The organism is Iodobacter sp. (assembly GCF_025352645.1).
Taxonomy (GTDB): domain Bacteria; phylum Pseudomonadota; class Gammaproteobacteria; order Burkholderiales; family Chitinibacteraceae; genus Iodobacter.
In genome coordinates this window covers 1-6,462 of sequence record NZ_JANXSO010000178.1, presented here as the reverse complement: position 1 = coordinate 6,462, position 6,462 = coordinate 1, and the positions used below count along the sequence as shown (strand labels likewise).

Below are 6,462 nucleotides of genomic sequence, written 5' to 3'. Positions count from 1 at the left end.
ACTCAGGCAAAGACAAGCCCTTTTGCATTTGGATGCCATTGACGGACATGATTCACCTCCGTAAAGCAGAACGTTCGTTCACTTTACGCCGCACGAATTGCTAAATCAAGGGTTCCGGAGCAAGAGACATAATCAGGTTTAAATTTATATTAGTATCTGAAAAAGATTTAAAAGATTTTAGTTTTATATTGTTAATCATGGTCAAGTCCTTTTAGCGTATCTGTAATTAGTTCGTTTAGTGTGCGATACCGTTCAACTATTTCTTTGGCTTGAGATGCATTACGGCTAATGGCATTGTTAAAATCAGAGTTGTTTAGTATTTTTTTATATTCTTCAAACAGTATATCCTTTTTTAAAACTAGCATTTCAAAATCATTATCATTTAATTCGCACAAAATATTTGACCAGCTCTCAAAAAGGGCTTTGTTAATTGGGGCTTTCCTATCTCCAGGTAATGATTTTCTAAAAGCATGAGATCCAAATAATTTTTTACTACGTGTCATTGCAAGTTCGAAATTAAATTTTAAAATTTCAATGGATTTTATCTTTGTGTTTGGTATTGGACCATCTGGATATATTTTTTCTAATCTCTTTTGATCCAGTTCAGGCATGCAATTAATAATACGCATCGTATTACTTAGCCAACTATCCATGCTTGGTTTGTATTCATTTCTGGAGAGAAGCATAAATGAAATTGCCCGAAGTATTAGCTCTCTAGCTCCCATTCTCGTGTCATTAAATGTAGTGTGATTGGTTTGTTTAAAGGCATCAGAATTAACCAAGTCTACTAATAGATCTGAGGACTTACCTTGATAAAGAGCATGGCGAATTTCTTGTACAGTTAATGGCATTCCTCCCGTGTTTATTCGTTTGAAAATGTTACGTTTTACGGCTTCCGGCGTACCAGGGTTAATAATGGTGAAACGCATTTCTGTTTCCATTATTGTATTTATTAATCTTTGTTGATCTAAGTCTCTTTCTATGTTTTTATAAGTTTTATTATTAAGTTTGCTTCCTAAAAATTCGAGATTTTTTAGTTTAAATTCATTCCCTTTTTCATCGCCAAGAATGAAATTTCTAATGGTTGAAAGCCTTTGTAATCCATCGACAACTTCCCACTGACCTTCTTCGTTTGAAGCAACATAAAACATTGGTAGCGGTATTTTAAGCATTATAGATTCAATTAGCTGGCTTCGACGTGTGTCATCCCAAACTTCATTTCTTTGAAAATTAGGACTCAGACGAATAGATTTTTGTTTTAATCTGCGAATTAAAGTATCCATTGGCACTGTTCTTTGATCAATTGAAATAGAGTCTGGATCAAAAGGCTCTAGGATTAACTCATCTTCCTCATTGTCTTCGATACCGGTTAGAGTTCCATTTTCTGAAAGGTCTTCTTTAAAAGTTTCATGTGACATTTTTAATGCCTATAAAGTATAAAGTTGAAGAGTGTTTTTATATTTTTTAATTGAGATAATCATTCAAATAGAGAGTAATTTATAAAACTGATGCCTGCATTTTACTATGAATCTATGTTAGTGATTGTAAAAATACAATAACTTATTCTTGCACATGTGTATGTTTTGTTAAATAAGTTATGTATTTGGCAAGTCCTTTAGTAAGATTAATTTTATGTGCATATGCAACAAAGTCATCTCACTGCCTTACAATGGCTTGAACTCAGGGAGAAGATTTTGAGCGATTTTGAGCGTTTATCTGATCTGGTGGCTTTGGCCCGCCGTGTGGCTACAGAAGAAATCATGCCGCGTTTTCAGCTGGTGGCGTCAAGCCGTAAACAGGATGGCAGCCTCTTTACCGAGGCCGATATGGCATCGCAAGCAGCTTTGCAGCGTGAACTCCCTAAAATTGTAAATTGCCCTGTGCTGGGCGAAGAAATGAGCGTAGCCGAGCAAAAGGCGCTGTGGGAAAACCATGCGGATGGGCTGTGGATTGTTGATCCCATTGATGGCACAACCAATTTTGTGCACGGCTTGCCGCATTTTTCGGTGTCTATCGCCTTATTTCGCCAAGGGCGGCCGGTGTTGGGCGTGGTGTATGTGCCCGCTTTGGATGAGTGCTTTTCAGCTGCCGCAGGTTATGGTGCGTGGATGAATGGGCGATCTTTACCGCTACGCACCGAGATCCCCAAGTCTTTGTGTGAGGCGGTAGCGGCAGTGGAGCCTAAGTATTTAGGCGGACGCTTGCCAGCGCGGGTGGTCAGCGTGGCCCCTTTTAGCAGCTTGCGCAATTATGGATCATCGACGATCGATTGGTGCTGGCTGGCGGCAGGGCGCACCGATTTAATGCTGCATGGCTCACAAAAATTATGGGATTACGCTGCAGGTGTGCTGATTTTACTGGAGTCTGGCGGGCAGATTGCCAGCATTCACCAAGACAATTACTGGCAAGATCATATCTGGCAAAGATCGGTAGTGGCGGCGCGTTGTCCAGAATTATTTAAACCATGGTTGGCATGGGTTAGAAATAATCGCTGAATTAAATGTAATAAGAAAATTAAATTTAAACCATCATTTTTTAAATGGCACGATGTAGTTTGCTTTAGTTTAAAAACAAGTACATCCTAATCGCTCGAAAAAAGGCGCTAGCTGCGAAGCTTGCGCCTTTTTTGATATCTCTCAAATAAAACAGCAAATTCGTTTACTTACTAATTTTGAAATAATGAAGTAGAGAAAATTGATTTTTTCCTAATAATCGGTAAATAAATTTAGTTTTTCTGCGTGAAAAACATTCAGAGCTGCCATTTTTTTAGAAAATAAGCTATTTCGCTTACATAAGTTGATTTGCTAAACATTCATTCTTTTTTTTGATGTCGACATATAAGTAAAACACCTTATTTCTTCAAATATTGCCAAGCCTATATTGCAGGCTGAGTGAAAACCCGTAAAAAACAAGCCGCAGCGCACGCTAAATAAAGCGGTATGTGAAATTTCAGGAGACGAAGATGTTTGAAGTTGGACGCAGCCTAATCGGTATCGCTGTTCTATTATTGATTGCTTTTGCGCTTTCAATGAACAGAAAAGCAATTAAACCCCGCATTATTATTGCCGCATTACTTACGCAGATTTCAATTGGCGCAATTGTACTGTTTATCCCACTTGGTAAAGATATTTTGCTGAATGTGGCTAATGCCGTGAATCATGTGCTGGAATACGGTAATCATGGGATCTCATTTTTATTCGGCGGCTTAGTCGATAAAAAAATGTTTGAAGTGTTTGGTAATGGCGGATTTGTGTTTGCATTCCGTGTGTTGCCGATGATTATTTTTATGACTTCATTTATTTCAGTGCTTTACTACCTTGGTGTAATGCGCTGGATTGTGACTATTCTGGGCACGATCTTCCAAAAGCTGTTGGGCGTGAGCAAGCTGGAATCTTTTTCAGCGGTAACGACTATTTTCTTGGGTCAAAGCGAAATGCCTGCGGTGGTTAAGCCGTTTATGAAAACCATGAGCGGCCCTGAGCTGTTTGCGGTGATGTCGAGTGGTATGGCGGCGATTGCTGGCTCGGTATTGGCGGGTTATGCAGGCCTTGGCGTAAAAATGGAATACCTGATTGCCGCTTCATTTATGGCGATTCCGGGTGGTTTGTTATTTGCCAAAATCATTTGTCCAAGCACCGAAGAGAGCACAGTAGAAATTAAAGACCTGACTTTTGACGACGAGCGCCCAGCTAATCTGATCGAAGCGGGTGCGGCAGGTGCATCGGTGGGTCTGAAGATTGCACTGAATGTAGGCGCGATGTTGCTGGCGTTTATTGGCTTGATTGCGCTGGTCAATGGCTTGGTTGCAGGTGTGGGCGGTTTGTTTGGCCATCCAGAATACAATCTGGAACTGATTTTGGGTTATGTGTTCTCGCCATTGGCTTACTTAATTGGTGTGCCTTGGGAACATGCGGCGCTGGCGGGTAACTTCCTCGGCCAAAAAATGATCTTGAACGAGTTTGTGGCCTTTGTGGGCTTGGCTCCTTACCTTAAAGACGCGGCATCTGTAACGGCAGCGGGTTTGCAGGTATTGGATGCTAAAACACTGGCGATTTTGTCTTTTGCCCTGTGTGGTTTTGCCAATTTCTCTTCAATTGCTATTTTGGCCGGTGGTTTTGGCTCGGTAGCCCCAGAGCGCCGTTCCGAAGTAAGCCGTTATGGCTTGCGCGTGGTGGCTGCTGCAACGCTATCTAATCTGATGAGTGCAACCATTGCTGGTTTGTTTATCAGCATGGCTTAAGTGAGTAGGAAAACCTAAATCTTGAACCACTGAGGACACAGAGAACACGGAGAAAACTAAGAAATTGCCTCAAAATCACCAAGATATTGAGCCGTATTGGGTTTTTCCGTGCTTGTGGCTCAAGGTCATTTGAGTTTTAGGTGTTTTAAAGCATTAAACGATGGCTCTGTTGATTTTTCCCTTGTGAAATACCAGTCAACAGAGCCTAGTGGCTAGTTGGGTAGGTTGGGTTAGCTTGTTTGTTGGCCGTATTTAGCAATAAACAAGCGTAACCCAACATGCTCAGATCAAGATCAAGCTTCATCTTTGAAGCGAACCGCCCAAACAATTGTTAAAGGAATAATCATGACAACTCAAAATCAACTCTGTGCGGCAGCCCTGCGTGGCTTGCATTTAATGGATTTAACTGCACTGAATGATTCTGACACCGTGGCTTCAATTCAAGCATTGGCTGCATCGGCTAAAACCCCTGTCGGCAACCCTGCTGCGCTCTGTGTTTATGCGCAATTTGTACCAACTGCAAAAGCGGCATTAGCTGCTCACGGTTTAAATATTCCAGTGGCCACCGTGACTAACTTTCCTAAGGGCGAGCCAACACCGGCTGAAGCGGCTGCTGAAACAGCCGCTGCCATTGCTAATGGTGCAGATGAGGTGGACGTGGTGTTCCCATGGCGTGCCCTGATGGCAGGGGACGAGCAAGTTGGCTTTGATGTGGTGGCGCAAAGCCGTGCAGCCGTTGGCGACAAAATTTTGAAAGTGATTATCGAAAGCGGTGAGCTAAAAACGCCAGCGCTGATTCGTAAAGCCAGCGAAATTTCAATCGCTGCAGGCGCGCATTTTATTAAAACCTCTACCGGTAAAGTACCAGTCAATGCAACTCAAGAAGCCGCAGAAATCATGATTCAGGCGATTAAAGACAGCGGTAAAGCGGTTGGCTTTAAGGCTGCAGGCGGCGTGCGTACCGCACAAGATGCGCTGGAATACTTAGCCATTGCTGATCGCATCATGGGGCCAGATTGGGCACAAGCCGCGACTTTCCGCTTTGGCGCATCCAGCCTGATGGGCAGCTTGCTGACCACCCTAGGCCACGATGCAGGTGCAACGGCCAAATCGGCGTATTGATGGCTTGGTATTTGTAGGGCGGGTGAAACCCGCGAGTGATGTTGAAAAAACGCGGGTTTCACCCGCCCTACGATGAATCAATGCTTGTTATGGCATTAAAGAGGTTTATATGTTTTTGCCCCAAGAAATAATCCGTAAAAAGCGTAATGGCGATGTTTTAAGCGGTGATGAAATTCGTTTTTTTGTACGCGGGATAAGCGATCAGAGCATTTCTGAGGGGCAGATCGCGGCCCTTGCGATGGCGGTGTACTTTAAAGGCATGACGCTTGACGAGCGCGTGGCGCTGACCCTTGCGATGCGTGATTCGGGGCAGGTTTTGGATTGGCGCAGCTTAGATTTACCTGGCCCAGTGCTGGATAAACATTCAACCGGTGGCGTGGGCGATTTAGTCTCCCTGCTGCTGGGGCCAATGATTGCGGCTTGTGGTGGTTTTGTGCCAATGATTTCTGGCCGTGGCTTGGGCCACACCGGCGGTACTTTAGATAAGTTTGATGCTATTCCTGGCTACAACACCGAGCCAACGATTGAGCTATTTCGCAAAACCGTGCGTGAAGTGGGTGTGGCGATTATCGGTCAGACCGGTGATTTAGCCCCCGCCGATAAACGCCTTTATGCGATTCGCGATGTAACCGCCACAGTGGAATCGGTGGCGATGATTACCAGCTCGATTCTGTCGAAAAAATTATCGGCAGGGCTGGATGCGCTGGTGATGGATGTCAAAGTGGGCAGCGGGGCATTTATGCCAAATCTGGCTGCATCGCGCGAGCTGGCAGACAGCATTGTAGAAGTGGGCAATGGCGCAGGCCTGCCAACCGCCGCGCTGCTCACCGATATGAATGAACCACTCGCCCCCTGTGCGGGTAATGCTATTGAAGTACGCTGTGCCTTGGATTACCTCAGCGGTAAATATCGCCCTGCGCGTTTGCATCAAGTAACGATGGCGCTGTGTAGCGAAATGTTGGTGCTGGGTAAATTGGCGGCGAATGTGGCTGAGGCAGAAAGCAAGCTTATGGTGGCCTTAGATAGCGGCCGTGCCGCAGAAATATTTGGCCGTATGATCGCCAGCCTTGGCGGGCCGATTGATTTTGTTGAAAAGCCAG

The 6,462-nt window shown here is 44.2% G+C and carries 5 protein-coding genes; 4 read left to right on the top strand and 1 reads right to left on the bottom strand.

The annotated features are described in order from the left end of the window. Positions 1–191 precede the first annotated feature (191 nt). Positions 192–1,418, bottom strand: a complete 1,227-nt coding sequence (locus tag Q0R17_RS19690; RefSeq protein ID WP_293938198.1) for a DUF262 domain-containing protein — start codon at positions 1,416–1,418, stop codon at positions 192–194. A 276-nt stretch (positions 1,419–1,694) separates the two neighbouring features. Here Q0R17_RS19690 and Q0R17_RS19685 point away from each other — a divergent pair, with 276 nt between their 5' ends. From Q0R17_RS19685 to deoA, 4 genes are all read left to right on the top strand, one after another. Then, positions 1,695–2,495: an inositol monophosphatase family protein gene (locus Q0R17_RS19685; protein WP_293938196.1), complete on the top strand. Its 801-nt coding sequence runs from the start codon at positions 1,695–1,697 to the stop codon at positions 2,493–2,495. 467 nt (positions 2,496–2,962) lie between these two features. Beyond that, positions 2,963–4,240: a NupC/NupG family nucleoside CNT transporter gene (locus Q0R17_RS19680; protein ID WP_293938194.1), complete on the top strand. Its 1,278-nt coding sequence runs from the start codon at positions 2,963–2,965 to the stop codon at positions 4,238–4,240. A gap of 345 nt (positions 4,241–4,585) precedes the next feature. Continuing rightward, positions 4,586–5,362 (top strand): deoxyribose-phosphate aldolase, encoded by a 777-nt coding sequence (deoC, locus tag Q0R17_RS19675; protein WP_293938192.1) that lies wholly within the window; start codon positions 4,586–4,588, stop codon positions 5,360–5,362. A 109-nt stretch (positions 5,363–5,471) separates the two neighbouring features. Then, the coding region (gene deoA / locus Q0R17_RS19670; RefSeq protein ID WP_293938190.1) for a thymidine phosphorylase at positions 5,472–6,462 on the top strand (991 nt) is incomplete at its 3' end.

Bases quoted from the DNA above. Each gene is read 5' to 3' on its own strand.
- Q0R17_RS19690 (WP_293938198.1), bottom strand. From the start codon at position 1,418: ATGTCACATGAAACTTTTAAAGAAGACCTTTCAGAAAATGGAACTCTA.
- deoC (WP_293938192.1), top strand. From the start codon at position 4,586: ATGACAACTCAAAATCAACTCTGTGCGGCAGCCCTGCGTGGCTTGCAT.
- Q0R17_RS19680 (WP_293938194.1), top strand. From the start codon at position 2,963: ATGTTTGAAGTTGGACGCAGCCTAATCGGTATCGCTGTTCTATTATTG.